This window comes from Haemophilus sp. UMB1048 (assembly GCF_030218125.1).
Lineage (GTDB): Bacteria > Pseudomonadota > Gammaproteobacteria > Enterobacterales > Pasteurellaceae > Haemophilus_D.
On the sequence record NZ_JASOPB010000158.1, the window covers coordinates 1 to 246 of the forward strand.

A 246-nucleotide genomic window follows, 5' to 3' on the forward strand; every position below is an offset into this window, starting at 1 on the left:
CTGTCATGCTCTGGATTATTTAATTCTTTCAGCGGAAATTTTTCCTCAAAGGCTTTATTTAGCCGCCCCTGGGTTCCTTTTACCGCGAATAAATAATCACCTCCCTGTTTTTGTATCTTCTCTGCAATATCTTTCTGGCAACCCATCGCATCAGTTGTGATGATTTTTCCTTTAATATCCATCATGTTAAGAAGTTCAGGAATAGCTGTAATCTCATTAGATTTTTCATCCGTCTTGATCTGTCCG

1 protein-coding gene is annotated in these 246 nt (G+C 38.6%); it reads right to left on the minus strand.

Going from position 1 to position 246, the window contains the following annotated elements; genetic code table 11:
* Window positions 1-246, minus strand: a 246-nt coding sequence (locus tag QP437_RS10295; protein WP_285267769.1) for an ISAs1 family transposase, incomplete at both ends; no start/stop codon positions are given.